The organism is Bacillus sp. GB_SG_008, assembly GCF_052038115.1.
Classification (GTDB): Bacteria; Bacillota; Bacilli; order Bacillales; family Bacillaceae_G; genus Bacillus_A; species Bacillus_A rhizoplanae.
This window is the reverse complement of the sequence record NZ_JBPZSK010000001.1, coordinates 943,498-960,891: the sequence shown is the minus strand read 5'-3', so window position 1 is coordinate 960,891 and position 17,394 is coordinate 943,498. Positions and strand designations below refer to the sequence as shown.

Sequence of the window (17,394 nt, the reverse complement as noted above, 5' to 3'; positions counted from 1 at the left end):
TTGCAACTTTTCTCATGTATTAACGTTATTGTATGTAAAAAAACTCGCACTAATGTGCGAGCTTTTTAGCTTTTAGCGTTTTCCTTTTTCATATGGTGTTCCAAGCGCTTTCGGAGCTTCGGAACGCCCAACAAAACCGACAAGTGCAAAAATTGTTAATACATATGGTAATATCGTTAAAAAGACACTTGGAATTTGATTTAAAACAGGAATTGTACCACCTGCAACGCCTAGTGACTGTGCAAATCCAAAAAATAACGCTGCACCTAGAGCTCCAATTGGATGCCATTTTCCAAAAATCATTGCTGCTAACGCTAAAAACCCTTGGCCTGTAATTGTAGCGCCAGAAAAGTTATTTGAGATAGATGTTGAAAATACAGCACCGCCGACACCTGCAAACATACCTGATAAGCAAACAGCAATATAGCGCATTTTATAAACATTAATACCCATTGTATCAGCTGCCATCGGATGTTCCCCAACAGCACGTAATCGTAAGCCAAATGGTGTTTTATAAATCACATACCAAACTACAAATGCTAAAATGATTGCAATATAAGAGGTTAATGGTACATCAGAGAAAAACACTTTTCCAATAACAGGAATATCAGAAAGGCCAGGAATATCAATTTTTTCAATACGATATTGGATAAAATCAGTTTGACCTTTTCCAAAAATCTTTTTAATCGCAAACACTGTTAATCCTAACGCTAAAAAGTTAATCGCTACTCCGCTGACAACTTGATCAGCGCGGAATGTAATTGATGCAACCGCATGAAGAAGTGCAAATAATCCCCCGCCAATCGCTGCAAAAATAAGCGCAATCCACGGCGTCATTGCTCCCCATGTATCCCCCATTAATAAAGTTGTAACAACTCCAACAAACGCACCAAACAACATTAAACCTTCTAATGCAATGTTAACAACACCAGAACGTTCACTAAATACGCCTCCAAGTGCTGTAAAAATAAGCGGTGCTGCTGTATATAACGTACCCGTGACAAGAATGGCTACAATATCTAGGAAACTCATTTATTTCCCCTCCTTGCTAAAACGAGAAAGTGCCCATCGTAAAACGTAGCTACATGCTACAAAGAAAATAATACAAGCAACAATGACATTAATTAGTTCAGATGGAACATTCGCTTCAAAGTTCATTTGCGGTGCTGCACTTTTCAGACCACCAAATAAAAGTGCTGCTAATAAAATACCAAATGCATTATTTGCACCAAGAAGAGCAACAGCGATACCATCAAATCCTATTCCTGTAAAAGAAGACATCGCTGTCATACTTTGGAACGTTCCAAGCCCTTCCATCGCACCGCCAATTCCAGCAAACGCACCAGCAATTGTCATTGACAATATAATATTACGCGACACTTTCATCCCTGCATATTTGGAGGCATGTTGATTAAATCCAACTGATTTGAGCTCGTAACCTAATGTTGTTCGTTCTAATAAAAACCACATAATAATCGCCATAATAATTGCTACAATAATTCCCCAGTGCAGGCGAGAGCCTCCTGTTAAAGATGATAACCAAGAAGAAGCTAGAGACGCGCTTGCTTGTATATCATACGATTTTTCATTTCCTTCATGTAAAAAACGTTTAATAATATCATAAGTTACGTAAAGTGCGATATAGTTCATCATAATTGTAACGATAACTTCGTTTACCTTGAATTTCCCTTTTAAATATCCAGGAATAAATCCCCACAGTCCGCCAGCAAGGGCTGCAACTAATATCGATAATGGAATATGGAGAAAGGCTGGTAGAGAAACAGCATAACCGAACCAAACAGCAGCGAGCCACCCAACTAATAATTGTCCTTCTACCCCGATATTAAACAAACCTGTACGGAACGCAAATGCTACCGATAAACCCGCAAGAGCAAGCGGAATCATCGTTCGAAGTGTTTCCCCTATCGCACGTGGATTTCCAACCATTCCATCCCATAATGCAGCATAGCCGGCGATTGGATCGTATCCGCTCGTAATCATAATAATGGCTCCAACAAGTAAACCAAAAATAACGGATAATACAGGTACTACCATATTAATTGTTCGCTCCGTTAAAAACTTTTTAGCCATTTGTATTCACCTTCTCTTTCTTCTTTCCCCCAGCCATTAACAGACCTAGTTGTTGTTCATTTGTTTCTTTTGCATTCACAATGTCCACAATTTTCCCTTCATAAATAACAGCGATACGGTCACTTACATTTAAAATTTCGTCAAGCTCTAGCGAAAGTAGTAAAACTGCTTTTCCTTTATCACGCTGTTCAATTAGCTTTTTATGAATAAATTCAATTGCCCCGACATCTAAACCGCGTGTTGGCTGTGCAGCAATCAATAAATCCGGATCACGGTCCACTTCACGAGCAATAATTGCCTTTTGCTGGTTCCCCCCAGATAGCGCCCGTGCCGGTGTATGCTCACTCGGTGTACGAACATCAAACTGTTGAATTAACGACTTTGCTTTTTCATATACTTTCGAAAAATTCAAAATACCTTTTTTGGAATACGGATTTTTATAATATGTTTGAAGTACCATATTATCTCCAATAGAAAAATCAAGAACGAGCCCATGTTTATGACGATCTTCTGGAATATGTCCAACGCCTTCTTCTGTAATGCGTCTAACTGGCCAATTCGTCACGTCCTTCTCTCTTAACGTAATAGAGCCTGACTCAACTTTTCGTAAACCAGTAATCGCTTCTATTAATTCACTTTGTCCATTTCCATCGATTCCTGCAATACCAACAATCTCTCCTCCACGAACAGTTAAGTCAAGTCCTTTTACGGTAGGTAACTGACGTGCATCGTGCACAACAAGATTAGAAATCGTAAGTACATTTTCACGTGGTTTGGCGTCTGACTTTTCTGTTTTAAAATTCACTTGACGTCCGACCATTAATTCTGCAAGCTTGTTTTCATCTGTATTTGCAACGTCTACCGTACCAATTCCTTTTCCTTTACGAATAATTGTACAACGATTACATACTTCCATAATTTCTTTCAACTTATGTGTAATAAGAATAATAGATTTCCCTTCTTGTACAAGCTTTTTCATAATATGAATAAGCTCTTGAATCTCCTGCGGTGTTAATACAGCTGTAGGTTCATCAAAAATTAAAATCTCCGCCCCGCGATAGAGCGTTTTCAAAATTTCTACACGTTGTTGCATTCCAACAGAAATATCTTCTATTTTCGCATATGGGTCTACTGCTAGTCCGTATTGCTCAGATAATTTTTTAATTTTTTCCGCCGCTTCATCAATAGCAATTTTACCGTTTTTCTTCGGTTCATTTCCTAGAATAATATTTTCCGTGACTGTAAAATTATGAACAAGCATAAAGTGCTGATGCACCATACCAATTCCAAGATCATTCGCTACATTCGGATTCGTAATTTTCACAGGCTGCCCTTTAATTTTAATTTCTCCTTGTTCTGGTTGATACAATCCAAACAAAACATTCATAAGTGTTGATTTTCCAGCACCGTTTTCTCCAAGTAAAGCATGAATTTCTCCCTGTTTCACTTGCAGCGTAATATTATCATTCGCTACAATCCCCGGGAATACTTTTGTAATATTGTTCATCTCAATTACGTATTCCATGTTATTCCTCCTTGACAGGACAAAGTTCTTTATATATACAAAGGTTAGTTCTAAGAACTAACCTTTGCTATTTCTCTAACATTATTTTTTAAGAGAAGCCTCATATGTTTTGTACTCATCTGGAGTAGATGGCACTTTAATTTCACCGTTTATGATTTTCTTTTTATAATCTTCTACTTTTGTTAAAATCTCTGGATTTACTTTTTTCACGTTATCAGTTGTTTTTGCAATCCCGACACCATCATCTTTTAAGCCAAACTCTTCTGTTTTACCACCTTGTAATTTACCATCTTTTGCTTCTTGTGAAACTTTTTCCACTGCAACATCAACACGTTTTACCATTGAAGTTAATGTTACATTCTCTGGCATACCTTCTTGTGTTTGATCACGGTCAACACCGATTACCCAAACATTTTCACCTTTTTTCTTACGGTTTTTCGCTTCTGTAAACACACCGTTACCCGTTGCACCAGATGCATGATAAATTACGTCAACGCCTTGGCCGTACATAGCAGAAGCTAATACAGAACCTTTTTCTGGCTTATCAAATGCTTCAGCATATTGAGATACAATTTCAATGTTCGGATTTACTGCTTTTACCCCAGCTTTAAAACCAGATTCAAACTTTTCAATTAATGGACTCTTTACACCACCGATAAAGCCAACTTTGTTTGATTTCGTTGTCATTGCTGCCACTACACCAACAAGGAAAGAACCTTCATGGTCTTTAAATGTAATACTTGTTACGTTCGGTTTATTTACTACAGCATCAACAATCGCGAATTGATTTTTTGGGAATTGACCCGCTACTTTTTCAATTGATTTTTGCATTAAGAATCCAATTCCGAATGTCAAGTCGTAATTTGTTTCCCCAAACTTTGTTAAGTTAGGAACATAGTCTGATTCTTTAGAAGATTGCAGATAACGATATTCTTCGTTTTCTTTTAACTTATTCTCTTTACCAAATGCAGTTAAACCTTCCCAAGCAGATTGGTTAAATGATTTATCATCTACTCCACCAACGTCTGTAACCATACCAACCTTAAAGTTATTATTTCCTTTTCCCTCTTTTTTGTCACTTTCCTTATTAGTGTTACCGCAAGCCCCTAAAATCGTGCTTGCTGCTAACGTTAATGATAATAAAATCCCCGCTTTTTTCTTCATACTAGAAACCCCTCCTAAAATATGTATCATTCTACCTATATGACCATGTCCCCGTTTTCTTGCTGTCACCCCCCTAAAAAGGGGACATTTTACATCCGTTTTCTTAACACGTGAAAGCTAAATTTATCTGCTCGAAAATAGTTAATAGAATATAAAATTGGTTCATCATTTTGATCATAATGCATTTGCTTTAATACAAGTAGTGCTGTTTCTGGCTCACACTCTAGAATCGGTGATATCTTCGGATGATAACCGAGCGGTTCAATATGAGCAACAGCATACGTAATGCGTTTATTTGTGTTTTTATGAATGACAGTAAGTAATGATTCTTCTTTGTATTCTGACAAATCAGGAAGAACTTCTTTTGGCAACTTATCAACACAATATACAACAGGTTCCCCGTCTGCTGTACGAACGCGTTCAATCATAAGTGTTTCAAAATCATCTTCACTATGAAACTTCTCTTTTTCCTCTTCTGTTAAATTGCCTATTGATGATGATAAAAACACTGTACCTGGCGTTTTCCCTGCACTAGCAATCATATCTGTAATACTAGATAATTGTTCAATTCCTGAAGAAAACAAAGGTTTTGCATTTACAAACGTCCCTACACCGTGCCTGCGAATAACAACGTTGTCTTCTTCTAAGATTCGAAGTGCTTCTCGTAATGTCGCTCTACTGACGCCTAACTCTTTTGCTAGATCAAATTCGGATGGTAGCTTTTGTTTCTCTTTATACTCCCCGTTTTTAATCTTTTCTTTAATGTGGTCAATCACTCGTAAATACAAATGTCGACTATCTGACTTTACTGACATAAGACTCCCCTCGCACTTCACTTATTCGACCTCTGATGTAAGACCTCTTTTCTCTTTTTTCCACAATTAATATACCATGGATGCCCCTGAATAAAAATAAGAAAATTGTAATTTGTCGAATAAATGCTAATAATTTTTTTAGGTTAAATTTTCTTTCTTTAACCCATAAAAAAAACTTTGTACACCTACATTTCTCATATGCTGAAAAAGTCAGGGACAAAGTTATGATACACCTTGTATTTACACTTTTTTCTCATAGTCTAGCTAATTTATGGTTGCTAGGTAGAAACTTATGGACCTTATTTCCAAGATTATATGAGGTTTATTTTGATTTCGAAGTAATCGTACCACTTGATATGATTACTGTCAATACAATCCAACAAAAAAATCGAACGTTGAAATAAAAAGATATATAACCATTCGTATTCTCATCGAAACACAACGATAGTAAGCGTTGTCATTTTTATTTAATAAAGAAACCGGCTAGAAGTGTTTCTAACCGGCTTCTTTATCTCACATGAACAGACACATGGAAGTTTCACTTTATCCCGCACTAACGGGCAGTAAGCCCCACCTCAAGATTTAGAGAAAGCTAAGAAGATAGATGGGGAATAACTGCCCATAAGAGCCTGATTGGGCGGGCTTTCCATCAACGGGGAATAAAGCCTCCCCGGCTGATGGAAGTTTCACTTTATTACGAACTTTTCTCTTGAATATCTTTTACTAATACTTCACGGGGCTTACTTCCTTCATACGGTCCCACGATACCATTCATTTCCATCGCGTCAATTAAACGTGCCGCCCGCGTATACCCAACACGGAACCTCCGCTGTAACATAGAAACTGACGCTGTCTGCATATCGACAACAAGCTGAACTGCTTCATCATATAAACTATCCTCTACTTCTTGCGTTGTTTCTGGTACATCTTGCGGGATCATATCCTCTTGATACTGTGCTTTTTGCTGCGTAACAACATATTCTACTACTTTCTCTACTTCCTCATCTGATAGAAATGCTCCTTGCACACGAACTGGTTTAGAAGCACCAATTGGTACAAACAGCATATCACCGCGTCCTAATAATTTCTCTGCTCCCCCTGTATCAAGAATAGTTCTTGAATCAATTTGAGAAGAAACTGCAAAGGCAATTCGCGATGGAATATTCGCTTTAATAACACCAGTAATAACATCCACAGATGGACGCTGCGTTGCAATAATTAAATGAATACCAGCTGCACGTGCCATTTGTGCAAGACGCATAATCGCATCCTCTACATCGGAAGAAGCAACCATCATTAAATCTGCCAACTCGTCCACTATAACAACAATATAAGGAAGTTCGGGTTGCTTCGCTTCAGAATGTTCGTTATGTTGCTTTATATATTCGTTATACCCTTCAATATTACGCGTTCCACTATGAGCAAACAATTCATAGCGACGCTCCATTTCATTGACAACTTTTTTTAGCGCCTGCGATGCTTTCTTCGGATCTGTTACAACAGGCGTTAATAAATGCGGTACACCGTTGTATACATTTAACTCTACCATTTTCGGATCAATCATCATGAGTTTCACCTCGTGCGGCTTAGCGCGCATTAAGATACTTGTGATAATTCCGTTTATACATACACTCTTTCCGCTACCAGTTGCTCCTGCTACAAGTAAATGAGGCATTTTATTCAGACGGGCTAATACAGCTTCTCCTGTAATGTCACGCCCAAGTCCAATTAATAACTTTTCTTCTGGATGATTATTAGCTTTCGAATCTAACACTTCTCTTAACGTAACGATTGCAACTTCTGAATTTGGCACTTCAATCCCAACAGCTGATTTCCCAGGAATTGGGGCTTCAATTCGAATATCTTTTGCCGCTAAAGCTAATGCCAAATCATCACTTAAACTAACAATTTTACTTACTTTAACTCCCATATCAGGATACACTTCATATTTTGTAACAGCTGGTCCTCTATGAACCTTTGTTACTTTCGCTTTCACACCGAAGCTTTGGAATGTTCGTTCCAACTTACGTGCATTTTCATAAATCGTTTCATTTTCATTGGTCACTTGCTTATTCTTTGGAAACTTTAATAGTTCTAAAGAAGGCAACTTATAATCTTTATTTTCAACATCTGAAAAATGCATTGGTGGCGCCGCTGTCTCTCCAGCAAGAGATTCAACAATTTTCCCACCTTTCTGCCGCTTCGGCTGCTCCTCTTGCATAGGCAGAGATTCTTCTAGATTTGTTTCAGAAGTAAGCGATTCATTTCTTATTGGATCTGGTGTTGTATAGTTTTCAGTAAAGTTTGATATAATCGGCGGCACTACTTCAACCTCTTCTACACTCTCTTCTAACTCCGGCACTTCTTGCACATGACGTTCACTTCGCGTACGAACGGTCTTTTTCTTTTCCGTTTTCTCAGCAGCACGTTTTGTTTGCCACTCTTTGTAATCACCTTGCATCGATTCAAATTGCCCTCTGAGTATTCGCCCAATCGGTGCAAGCACCTCGCCTATATGTTTATTTGTAATACATAGTACACCAAGTAAAATGAGAATCATTCCAATTATGTATGCGCCAACTTCATCAAATAAAAAGTAACATGTCGCAAACATAATAGCCCCAAACATCCCTCCGCCTAAATGAACCGTGTCGACTCCTTTTTTCATTTCATGAAAAAACAAATCTTTCGTAGTCACAATAACAGATGAACTTTGTACCGCCCCATCTTTTGTTAGAAGGTTGACTAATGTAATATGACTAAACATGAGCACAGCTAATGTGATTAAATATATACCAATCAATCGTTTGTGCAATAAATTTGGCCACTCTCGTTTTATAACAAACGCTATAGAAAGAGCAATAACTCCAAGTACTCCAAGTATGTACCATTCCCCAAAGAAAAAGCGAAAAAATAGCACGAATGCTTTTCCGACAACACCTAGCTGCATAATTGTAATGATGGAGAGCGCAAAAAGAGCCAAACCGACGATTTCGTAGTACAAAGTTGGCTTTATGGTACGTCTTGCTTTTGTTTTCGTCCCTCTTTGCTTTTGTTTTGCCATTTCTTCACCTCAAATTCCAATTCAAAATATAACTTTTGTAAAACAAGTGTAGTTTCAATCCCGCTCTAATGGCAGTGAATTTTCTTCACATTATCTTATCAGTGGATAATTTAAAGCCGAATACTAATAAAGTAAAACCTCCATGAATGCAGGGTTTTCATCCCTCACATCGTTAGCCCGACCAATCGAGATTTTACGGGAAATTATCCCGCTCCTATCTTCTTTGTTTTCTTAAAATCTTGAAGCAGGTGATAATTTCCCGCGAATAGCGGGATAAATTGAAGAAAGCAGCCTATACACGGCTGCTCCACCTTCTTGTTTTTTATATTATACCATAGCTCATAAACAAAATCCTGCTTTTACGAAAAGGATATTTTCTGCCCCGGTTCATATTGTAAAAAATGCTGGGGATTTGTACTTAATACTCGTACAACAGAATAATCATTTTCATTCCCCATTTCAACAACCATATCAATACCATCTACATGTACAATTTTCTGCCTTGCAAATTCTGTATGATCCATTGGATACACGAGTTGCTCTGGCATAATGGTATATAAAATCATTGTAATAACGCCCCGCTTTGTTCAGATGATGCTTTTGCGTCAATTAATTCATTTAATTTTTTGACCGCTTGGCCAATCCCTCCAACATCATCAATTAAACCATATTTCACCGCATCTCCACCTACAACATTCGTACCAATATCTCGTGTTAAATTCCCTTTCGCAAACATTAGCTCCTTAAAACGATCTTCTGTTACTTTTGAATGCTTTGTGACAAAACGAATGACACGCTCTTGCATCTTATCTAAATACTCAAATGTTTGCGGAACACCTATCACAAGACCTGTAAGACGAATAGGATGGATCGTCATTGTTGCTGTTTCTGCAATGAATGAATAATCTGTTGACACAGCAATCGGCACACCAATTGAATGACCTCCACCAAGAACAATCGATACTGTTGGTTTCGAAAGCGAAGCAATCATTTCAGAAATTGCAAGCCCAGCTTCTACATCTCCTCCAACTGTATTTAACAAAATTAATAGCCCTTCAATTTTAGGATTTTGTTCAATTGCTACAATTTGAGGAATAACATGTTCATATTTCGTTGTTTTATTTTGCGGCGGTAATTGTACATGCCCTTCAATTTGCCCTACAATCGTTAAACAATGAATACGCGATTCATTTAATTGCGGGACATTTGTCTGTCCAAGTTGCTGAATTTTCTCTAGCACAGAAGCTTCTTTCGTTTCTTCTTTTGTCTCGGCCTCTTTTTCTTCATTTTTCATTTCATCACGCTCTACCATATCGAATCCCCTTTCTCACGTATACAACTATTATTTGTTAAGTTGTAAATTTCATTCGAAAGAGGACAAAAGAAAAAGCCGCCTACAAATAGGCAGCCATCTCTTATACTTCCATGATAATTGGTAAAATCATCGGTTTTCTCTTTGTTTTTTCAAATAAAAATTGTCCAAGTAGCTCACGAATATTTTGTTTTAACGTTGACCATTCAATAGAATATTCTTTGATAGATTGTTCTACAATTGTACGTACAATATCAGTTGATTTTTCAATTAACGCCTCTGATTCACGAACATAAACAAATCCTCGCGAAATAATTTCTGGTCCAGAAATAATCTTTTTCTCATCTTTTCCAAGCGTTACAACAACGACTAAAATACCATCTTGTGATAACATTTTACGATCACGTAAAACGATATTTCCAACATCACCAACGCCTAATCCATCAATCAATACATTTCCTGCAGGAACCTTACCGGCAGGTTTTGCCTCTCCATCTGTGAAGGAAATCACTTCACCTTTTTCCGTGATAAAAATACGATCTGAGTGAACGCCAACACCTTGAGCTAAACGGGCATGCGCCTTTTGCATACGGAATTCACCATGTACAGGCAGAAAATATTTCGGTCTCATTAAGTTTAACATTAGTTTCAATTCTTCTTGACTACCATGCCCGGAAACATGGACTTTCTTTTCTCCGTAATATACGACATCCGCACCTGCTCTAAACAGTAAATCAATTGTTCTTGAAACAGATGTTTCATTCCCTGGAATTGGGGATGCAGCAATAATGACTGTATCACCTTTACGAATTGAAATTTGTTTATGGGCTTGTCTTGCCATTCTAGAAAGAGCAGCCATTGGCTCACCTTGGCTACCAGTCGTTAAAATCGTCACCTTTTTCTCAGGATAATTATCAACATCCTGAAGTGAAATTAACATACCGTCTGGAATATTTAAATACCCTAGATTATACGCAATATCAACAACTTTTACCATACTTCGTCCAACTACCGCTACCTTACGCCCAGTTTCATACGCTGCATCAAAAACTTGTTGAATACGATGAACGTTAGAAGCAAATGAAGCCACAATAATACGACCTTCTGAATTATAAAATACTTTAGAAATCTCCAAACCGACTTCTCTCTCAGATCCTGTATAGCCAGGGCGCTCTGCATTCGTACTATCAGATAGTAAACAAAGCACACCTTCATTTCCAATTTGCGCCATTTTTCCAATATCTGAACCATTATTCCCAACAGGAGTTTGGTCAAATTTAAAATCACCAGTATATACAATTGCACCTTGTGAAGTATGGAAGCAAACCCCTACTGCATCTGGAATACTGTGTGTTGTTTTAAAGAAGGAAACAGTTGTTGTATCGAATTCTACCGTAGCATTAGAATCAATCGTTTTTAAATCAACGCGACCTAACATACCCGCTTCCCCTAATTTTTCTTTCACGAGACCATTCGTCAGCTTTGTTCCATAAACCGGAATATCTAATTTTCTTAACACATAGACAATACCACCAATATGATCTTCATGGCCATGTGTTAAAAATAGTCCTTTTACTCGCTCTTTATTTTCCACTAAATATGTGATGTCAGGAATAACAATATCTATTCCAAACATCTCTTCTTCCGGAAACATAAGTCCCGCATCTACAATAAAAATTTCAGAGTCAATTTCAACGCAGTACATATTTTTTCCAATTTCGCCCACTCCACCGAGAGCGAATACTTTTACAGTATCTATCTCTTTTTTCTTCATGTTGTTGCCTGGTTTAAAAATGTTGTAAAAACTGATCCCACTAACATTGTAGAGAAACCAGGGGAAACTCCACCATCATTTTTCAGCATCTAAAACGAAGGTCTTATCGCTATGCGATATCACGTTTTTTCGTTTTTAAACCAGGTTCCACCTCTCTTTCATTATATAAATCAAATGTTTTATGTAATTTCATACAAAATCCGATAATCCGTAAAGTTTTCCCATTTTTGCTAAGCATACCCGTACTAAGCTACTTAGCCATATTATAACTGATACAAGAAATAGAACACAAGTTAAATTATAAGAAAGAAAAGAGAAGAATGTGTACACGATGATAAACTGGATTCATTTCACCACTTCATCTAAGCAATAAAGTGAAACTTCCACCCGTGGGGATTTTCTTTGTAGATAGGGGGCTTACTGCCCCAAAATAGTGAGATAAAGTGAAACTTCCATCAGTGGGGATTCTCTTCATCCCCCACTGATGGTTAGAACCAATCGGGTTTTTACGGGCAGTTATCCCCCACCTATTTTCTTTGCTTCTCTCTCCATCTTGAGGTGGGGGTCTTACTGCCCGTTAATGCGGGATACAGTACGAAACACAAAAAAGTGACTTAGTACAACACTAAGCCACTTTTCTTTTCTATTAACGAGGAATAGATTGTATAACTTCAAGTAATTGCGTTCTTTCTGCCTCAGTTAATGGTAGAAGAGGTAAACGAACAGAACCAACATCTAACCCTACGATTTGCAGTGCTGTTTTGACAGGAGTTGGACTCGGTGCCATAAATAGTGCATTCGTCACTCTTACTAACAATTGATGAAGCGTTTGTGCTGTTTTCATATCGCCAGTTTGGAATGCTGCAATCATGTCTTGCATTTCGTTACCAATAACATGAGAAGCAACAGATACAATACCTTTCGCTCCAATTGCCATCGCTGGCAATGTTAAGCCATCATCACCGCTGTATACAGCAAAATTATCATCTGTTTTTTCAATGATTTCTGTCATTGTTAATACATCGCCGCCTGCATCCTTGATTGCAACAATGTTTGGAATTTGTGATAAACGAACAACTGTATCAACAGAAATTTGTACAATAGATCGGCCTGGAACGTTATATAACATAACCGGCAGTTTTGTACTTTCAGCAATTGTTTTAAAGTGCTGATACATACCTTCTTGACTTGGTTTATTATAATACGGTGCAACTAGCATAATCGCATCTACACCTACTTCTTCTGCTTTTTGCGTAAGCTCCGTAGAAGCATGTGTATTATTGCTACCAGTTCCAGCAATTACAGGCACTCTTTTATCGACAACAGATACAACATGGCGATATAACGCTACTTTTTCTTCAGATGTTAATGTAGGAGACTCACCTGTTGTTCCCCCTACAACGATTGCGGTTGTACCGTTATCAATTAAATAATTTACCAATTTTGTTGTCTTTACAAAGTCGATATTTCCATTCTTATCAAATGGTGTGACCATCGCCGTTGCAATTGTCCCAAAATCTATCATGGTCTCACTCCTTATAATTCCAGTTGCTTTTCTTTTGAAAGCTCAAATGCACGATGAAGCGCATTTACAGCATCTACTAGTTTCTCTTCCTTAACAAGCACCCATATTGTTGTATGGCTATCTGCAGATTGTAATATTTGAACACCATTTTCAGCTAATGCTGTTACAATTTTTGCAGTAACACCCGGAACACCTGCGATACCAGCTCCAACAATGGATACTTTCGCGCAGTGCTCAGTTACAATTGGATTATATCCAAGTTTATGCAGTACTTCGACAGCTCGGCCTGTAACCTCATCACTAACTGTGTATGCTACACCAGTAGGAGAAATATTAATTAAATCTACGCTAATCTTTTCATTTGCCATTTCTTTGAACACTTCTGTTTGTAAATCGTATGCCCCGTCCTTGGCCAACACTTTAATTTGCGTTACATTAGAAACATGAGCAATACCAGTTACAGGACGCTCTTGTACATCGCGACCTTTTGTCGCACCATCATACGCTGCAATCAGAGTTCCTTCGCTATCAGAATATGTTGAACGCACACGCAGTGGCACTTTTGCATGCATCGCAATTTCAACTGCACGCGGATGAACGACTTTTGCACCTTGATATGCCATATTACAAATTTCATTATATGTTACATTTTCAAGGTGACGCGCATCTTTTACAATACGTGGATCAGCAGTCATTACACCTTCTACATCTGTAAAAATATCAATATACTCAGCATGAAGTGCAACACCCAACGCTGATGCTGATGTATCACTACCTCCGCGTCCAAGTGTTGTCGTATCGCCTTCTTTCGTTCGGCCTTGGAATCCCGTTACGACGACTACATCAACTTCTTCTAATTCCTTCAAAATGCGCTCACAATCCATCTCAATAATCTTTGCATTGGTAAAGTCATCATTTGTAATGAATCCAGCTTGTGCACCGTTAAACGCTGCAGCCTTCACACCATTTTCATTTAGCATATTTGAAAACACAATCGCCGAAATTAGCTCACCGCAAGACAACAATAAATCTTGCTCGCGTTTTGAAATAAACGATTGCTTCTCATTTACAAGGTTTAATAATGTATCCGTTGCATAAGGCTCACCTACACGGCCCATCGCAGATACAACAACTACAGTTTTATAGCCTTCTTTCAATGATTTTTGAATGTGATGAAGAGCATGCTTTCGACCGTTTTCATCACGCACAGATGTTCCACCGAATTTTTGGACAATAATTTTCATTTTTGCACCTTCTTTTAGCCGTTTACACTAATTGTAATTTCACTAATCGTTCTGCAATTTGAACAGAGTTCCATGCAGCACCTTTTAATAAGTTATCAGATACGACCCAAAGATGGAATCCTTTATCATTGTTTAAATCTTTACGGATACGACCAACGAATACTTCGTTTTTACCAACTGCAGTTGCCGGCATTGGGTATACTTGTTCTGCTGGATTATCTTGCAGTACAATTCCTTCTGCGTTCGCTAACAGATTACGCAGTTCTTCTACTGTTACACCTTCTTTTTCCACTTCAATGTAAACAGATTCAGAGTGACCTGATACAACTGGTAAGCGTACGCATGTTGCCGCTACTTCAAGCTCTGGCATATGCATAATTTTCTTCGTTTCATTAATCATTTTCATTTCTTCAAATGTAAAGCCATTATCTTCGAACTTATCAATTTGTGGAATCGCATTGAATGCAATTTGATAATGTTTTTCATCACCTTTTACAGGTAAAACATTTGCTTTTACTTCTTCGCCGTTTAAAATGGCTTGTGATTGTTCATGAAGCTCTTCAATTGCAGCAGCCCCTGCACCTGATACAGCTTGATATGTGGAAACGATTACTCGTTTTAAACCAAAGTGCTGACGAACTGGTTCGAGAGCAACTACCATTTGAATTGTAGAACAGTTTGGATTTGCAATGATTCCGTTATGTTCTAATAAGTCTTTTTCGTTTACTTCTGGTACAACAAGCGGAACATTTTCTGTCATGCGGAACGCACTAGTATTATCAACAACGATTGCACCGCGCTTTGCTGCTTCTGGTGCTAATTGTTTTGATACAGATCCACCCGCACTAAAGAGTGCAATATCCACTCCTTCAAAGCTTTCAGGAGTAGCTTCTTGTACTGTTACTTCTTCTCCTTTAAATAAAAGCGTTTTGCCTGCAGAACGTTTAGATGAAAGTAACGTTAATTTTCCAATTGGAAAATCACGTTGCTCTAAAGTATTTAACATTTGTTCACCAACTGCGCCGGTTGCTCCAACTACAGCGACATGAAAAGATTTTTTCTTTTCCATCACCATGCCCCTTTCTAGGTACCAATCCTTCTATACTTAGAATAAAAAGGAGTAACAAATACTCCTTCTAATTCTTAATAGAATTAATTTTATCATATTCTGCGAGAAGAATGATGGTTTCATGAAAAAAATTGTCTGTTTTTTGTTTTTTAATTCATGTATCTGAATTTTTCTACAACAACAGGTTGCAGCTGTTTCCCTTCCATCGCTTCAATCATTGTATCTTGCAACAATTCCATACGCGCTACCATAGAATTCGGTTTATTATGCGGTGCATCTTGCCCAAACGGTACAAAATAAATATTTTTCGTTGCCATCAAACGCATCATATTCACTCCGTTTAATCCGAGAGCATCATTTGTTGAAACAGCTAATACAACAGGTTTACCATTTCTTAGTGTCGCTTTCGCTGCCATTAATACAGGAGAATCTGTCATTGCATTTGCAAACTTACTCATCGTATTCCCTGTTAACGGAGCTATAACCATACAGTCTAGCGGAATTTTCGGACCAAGCGGCTCTGCTTTTACGATAGAGTCAATTACTTTATGACCTGTAATAGTTTCTATCTTTTCAACCCACTCTGCCCCTTCACCAAACCTCGTATTTGTCGTTTGCAATGTGTACGATACGATAGGTAACACTTCGGCTCCATCTGCAACAAGCTTCTCTAAATACGGCATGACTTCTGCATACGTACAATGCGAACCTGTTAATCCAAAACCAATTCGTTTGCCTTTTACACTCATTTTTTCTTCTCCTTTCTCACTTCTATATCTGCCATTAATAAATTAGAAAGGACGTTCGCAAGAATTTGCCCTGCTGTTTTTGGTGCAACAATTCCTGGCAGTCCAGGTGCTAACAATGCTTTAATGCCTCGCTTTTCCGCATACCGGAAATCTGTTCCGCCTGGTTTAGAAGCTAAATCGATAATCAATGTATGAGCTGGCATTTTTGAAATTACACTTGCTGTTACAACAAGATACGGAATTGTATTAATTACAATATCGGCCTCTTGCACCTCTTGCTCTATATCTCGCATTTGAAATGGCGTAAATGTCATCTCTGTGATACGAGCGATATGTTCAGAGCGCCGAGCACCTACCTTCACTTTTGCTCCTAGCGACTGAAATGCTCTCGCTACACTCATTCCAGTTCTCCCAAACCCCAATACCATTACTTTAGAGCCATGAATTGTATAATCTGTATGTTGAATAACCATCATGATGGTCCCTTCAACCGTTGGAATTGAATTATAAATTGCCACATCATCACGATCAAACAATTTGATAAGTTTTCGATTCGTAGAAGAAGCAATTGTATCTAAGTAAGTGTTACTAATACCTGAATATATCGTAAAATGTGCTGGTGTGTTTTCAATTTGCTCTTTCGTAATTATCACTTTTTTATTAGAAAAAATTGTATCGATTTGTCCGTTTGCATCAGTTCCAGCTACCGGCAAAATGATGGCATCTAAAGAAGTAAAATCAAGATTCTGCATACTCTCTTTTGCTGCTCCTGTAAATCCATGATCAAGTTGATCAAAGCCTACTAATGAGAGTTTTGCATCAAGCTCAACTAGCTTACGAATAACTTCAAGCTGCCGTGCATCTCCTCCTATGACAGCAATATGGATATCAGTCAACATCCTTTACTTCACCTTCTTTTTCTCTCATTATAAGAAAAGCGCCTACTTTTTTCGTTTTCCTCCACATCATATGTAATATACGAGTATAAGGTGATTGAAAAACCAAAAGTAAGGATGATTTACATCTATGGATTTCCACAATAAAAAAAGACAACCACAATGG

14 protein-coding genes and 1 riboswitch are annotated in these 17,394 nt (G+C 37.9%); all 14 genes read right to left on the bottom strand.

Translation table 11 applies throughout. From position 1 onward, the window contains the following. Positions 1–72 precede the first annotated feature (72 nt). The gene (locus ACTDJC_RS04885) at positions 73–1,032 is read right to left on the bottom strand and encodes an ABC transporter permease (RefSeq protein ID WP_253630192.1); all 960 of its coding nucleotides are present in this window, start codon (positions 1,030–1,032) and stop codon (positions 73–75) included. Then, positions 1,033–2,091, bottom strand: coding sequence for an ABC transporter permease (locus tag ACTDJC_RS04880; RefSeq protein ID WP_098309719.1), 1,059 nt, complete (start codon positions 2,089–2,091; stop codon positions 1,033–1,035). Then, on the bottom strand, positions 2,084–3,616 hold the full coding sequence (locus tag ACTDJC_RS04875; RefSeq protein WP_098309718.1) for an ABC transporter ATP-binding protein: 1,533 nt from the start codon (positions 3,614–3,616) through the stop codon (positions 2,084–2,086). The genes ACTDJC_RS04880 and ACTDJC_RS04875 overlap by 8 nt, the downstream gene beginning before the upstream one ends. An 81-nt stretch (positions 3,617–3,697) precedes the next feature. After that, positions 3,698–4,780, bottom strand: coding sequence for a BMP family lipoprotein (locus ACTDJC_RS04870; RefSeq protein ID WP_440602745.1), 1,083 nt, complete (start codon positions 4,778–4,780; stop codon positions 3,698–3,700). An 89-nt stretch (positions 4,781–4,869) separates the two neighbouring features. Then, complete coding sequence (locus tag ACTDJC_RS04865) at positions 4,870–5,595, bottom strand: GntR family transcriptional regulator (RefSeq protein WP_440602744.1); 726 nt, start codon at positions 5,593–5,595, stop codon at positions 4,870–4,872. 236 nt (positions 5,596–5,831) lie between these two features. Next, positions 5,832–5,934, bottom strand: a riboswitch (purine riboswitch). 355 nt (positions 5,935–6,289) lie between these two features. Further along, positions 6,290–8,659 carry a DNA translocase FtsK gene (locus ACTDJC_RS04860; protein WP_440602743.1) on the bottom strand — a complete coding sequence of 790 codons (2,370 nt, stop codon included), beginning with the start codon at positions 8,657–8,659 and terminating at the stop codon, positions 6,290–6,292. A 359-nt stretch (positions 8,660–9,018) separates the two neighbouring features. Then, positions 9,019–9,225 (bottom strand): YlzJ-like family protein, encoded by a 207-nt coding sequence (locus ACTDJC_RS04855; protein WP_098309714.1) that lies wholly within the window; start codon positions 9,223–9,225, stop codon positions 9,019–9,021. Continuing rightward, the gene (locus tag ACTDJC_RS04850) at positions 9,222–9,971 is read right to left on the bottom strand and encodes a ClpP family protease (protein ID WP_098309713.1); all 750 of its coding nucleotides are present in this window, start codon (positions 9,969–9,971) and stop codon (positions 9,222–9,224) included. The genes ACTDJC_RS04855 and ACTDJC_RS04850 overlap by 4 nt, the downstream gene beginning before the upstream one ends. A 103-nt stretch (positions 9,972–10,074) precedes the next feature. Beyond that, positions 10,075–11,745, bottom strand: coding sequence for a ribonuclease J (locus ACTDJC_RS04845; protein ID WP_098309712.1), 1,671 nt, complete (start codon positions 11,743–11,745; stop codon positions 10,075–10,077). Positions 11,746–12,391: 646 nt separating this feature from the next. Next, positions 12,392–13,270, bottom strand: a complete 879-nt coding sequence (dapA, locus tag ACTDJC_RS04840) for a 4-hydroxy-tetrahydrodipicolinate synthase (protein ID WP_098309711.1) — start codon at positions 13,268–13,270, stop codon at positions 12,392–12,394. An 11-nt stretch (positions 13,271–13,281) separates the two neighbouring features. Next, a complete protein-coding gene (gene dapG / locus ACTDJC_RS04835; RefSeq protein WP_098309710.1) occupies positions 13,282–14,514 on the bottom strand; it encodes an aspartate kinase in 1,233 nt (410 codons plus the stop codon). Between the two features lie 22 nt (positions 14,515–14,536). Further along, positions 14,537–15,583 (bottom strand): aspartate-semialdehyde dehydrogenase, encoded by a 1,047-nt coding sequence (gene asd, locus ACTDJC_RS04830; protein WP_098309709.1) that lies wholly within the window; start codon positions 15,581–15,583, stop codon positions 14,537–14,539. A 149-nt stretch (positions 15,584–15,732) separates the two neighbouring features. After that, on the bottom strand, positions 15,733–16,332 hold the full coding sequence (locus ACTDJC_RS04825) for a dipicolinate synthase subunit B (RefSeq protein WP_440602742.1): 600 nt from the start codon (positions 16,330–16,332) through the stop codon (positions 15,733–15,735). After that, the gene (dpaA, locus tag ACTDJC_RS04820; RefSeq protein WP_440602741.1) at positions 16,329–17,231 is read right to left on the bottom strand and encodes a dipicolinic acid synthetase subunit A; all 903 of its coding nucleotides are present in this window, start codon (positions 17,229–17,231) and stop codon (positions 16,329–16,331) included. Before dpaA ends, ACTDJC_RS04825 begins: the two co-directional genes overlap by 4 nt. Between the last annotated feature and the right edge of the window lie 163 nt (positions 17,232–17,394).

Coding starts and splice junctions, on each gene's coding strand:
- ACTDJC_RS04875 (WP_098309718.1), bottom strand. CDS start 3,616: ATGGAATACGTAATTGAGATGAACAATATTACAAAAGTATTCCCGGGG.
- dapA (WP_098309711.1), bottom strand. CDS start 13,270: ATGATAGATTTTGGGACAATTGCAACGGCGATGGTCACACCATTTGAT.
- asd (WP_098309709.1), bottom strand. CDS start 15,583: ATGGAAAAGAAAAAATCTTTTCATGTCGCTGTAGTTGGAGCAACCGGC.
- ACTDJC_RS04885 (WP_253630192.1), bottom strand. CDS start 1,032: ATGAGTTTCCTAGATATTGTAGCCATTCTTGTCACGGGTACGTTATAT.
- dpaA (WP_440602741.1), bottom strand. CDS start 17,231: ATGTTGACTGATATCCATATTGCTGTCATAGGAGGAGATGCACGGCAG.
- ACTDJC_RS04865 (WP_440602744.1), bottom strand. CDS start 5,595: ATGTCAGTAAAGTCAGATAGTCGACATTTGTATTTACGAGTGATTGAC.
- ACTDJC_RS04825 (WP_440602742.1), bottom strand. CDS start 16,332: ATGAGTGTAAAAGGCAAACGAATTGGTTTTGGATTAACAGGTTCGCAT.
- ACTDJC_RS04855 (WP_098309714.1), bottom strand. CDS start 9,225: ATGATTTTATATACCATTATGCCAGAGCAACTCGTGTATCCAATGGAT.
- ACTDJC_RS04880 (WP_098309719.1), bottom strand. CDS start 2,091: ATGGCTAAAAAGTTTTTAACGGAGCGAACAATTAATATGGTAGTACCT.
- ACTDJC_RS04860 (WP_440602743.1), bottom strand. CDS start 8,659: ATGGCAAAACAAAAGCAAAGAGGGACGAAAACAAAAGCAAGACGTACC.
- ACTDJC_RS04870 (WP_440602745.1), bottom strand. CDS start 4,780: ATGAAGAAAAAAGCGGGGATTTTATTATCATTAACGTTAGCAGCAAGC.
- dapG (WP_098309710.1), bottom strand. CDS start 14,514: ATGAAAATTATTGTCCAAAAATTCGGTGGAACATCTGTGCGTGATGAA.
- ACTDJC_RS04850 (WP_098309713.1), bottom strand. CDS start 9,971: ATGGTAGAGCGTGATGAAATGAAAAATGAAGAAAAAGAGGCCGAGACA.
- ACTDJC_RS04845 (WP_098309712.1), bottom strand. CDS start 11,745: ATGAAGAAAAAAGAGATAGATACTGTAAAAGTATTCGCTCTCGGTGGA.